The organism is Catenulispora pinistramenti, assembly GCF_018274385.1.
GTDB classification, from domain to species: Bacteria; Actinomycetota; Actinomycetes; order Streptomycetales; family Catenulisporaceae; genus Catenulispora; species Catenulispora pinistramenti.
This window is the reverse complement of record NZ_JAAFYZ010000496.1, coordinates 1-984: the sequence shown is the minus strand read 5'-3', so window position 1 is coordinate 984 and position 984 is coordinate 1. Positions and strand designations below refer to the sequence as shown.

General features: G+C 72.2%; 1 protein-coding gene. It reads left to right on the top strand.

Annotated features, from left to right (window positions below):
• On the top strand, nucleotides 1-984 hold a 984-nt coding region (locus KGQ19_RS48710; RefSeq protein ID WP_212022464.1), incomplete at both ends, for an ABC transporter ATP-binding protein.

The following is a 984-nucleotide window of genomic DNA, read 5'->3' as shown; positions in this document are numbered from 1 at the left end:
GTCCCCGGCCGCCCTGTCGGCCCGCGGCCTGACCGTGACCGTCAAGCACCGCGGCGTGGTCAAGACCCTCCTGGACGACGTCGGCTTCGACGTCCCCGCGCAGGCGCTGGTCGCCGTCGTCGGCCCCTCCGGCTCCGGCAAGTCGACCCTGCTGCGGGCCCTGGTCGGCTCGCGTCCCGCCGACTCCGGCGAGGTCCGCTACGCCGGCCGCGACCTGTGCGCCGAGTACTCCGAGCTCCGGCACCGAATAGGACTGGTCCCGCAGGACGACGTCCTGCACGCCCAACTCACCGTCAAGGCCGCCCTCCGCTACTCCGCCGACCTGCGCTTCCCGGCCGGCACCACCGCGGAGCAGCGCGAGCGCCGCATCGACGAGGTCCTGACCGACCTGCGCCTGACCGAGTTCGAGAGCAACAAGGTCGCCACCTTGTCCGGCGGCCAGCGCAAGCGGGTGTCGGTGGCCCTGGAGCTGCTGACCAAGCCTTCGGTGCTGTTCCTGGACGAGCCGACCTCGGGCCTGGACCCGGGCATGGACCGCGACGTCATGCGCATGCTGCGCTGCCTGACCGACGAGGGCCGCACCGTACTGGTGGTCACGCACTCGGTCGCCGAGCTCCAGGCGTGCGACCTGCTGCTGGTGATGGCGCCCGGCGGGGGAGTGGCGTACTACGGGCCGCCGCAGGAGGCGCTGGCCTTCTTCGAGTGCGAGACCTGGGCCGACGTGTTCCACGCGTTCTCGTGCCGACGGGACAACTACGACTGGGCCGCGGCGTATCGGTCGTCGGCGTACTACCCGAAGTACTGCGCGGAGGCGTTCGGCGAGGCGACGATCCCCCGACCGCGGTCTTCGACCGAGGACCTTGGTCCCGGGGTCGGTCCCGCCGAAGCCGGTTCGGCCTCGGCCGAGGCCGTCACGGCCGCAGCCGTCGCCCCGAAGAAGCCCCAGCCCAAGCCCCAACCTCAGCCTCACACCCAGACCCAGAC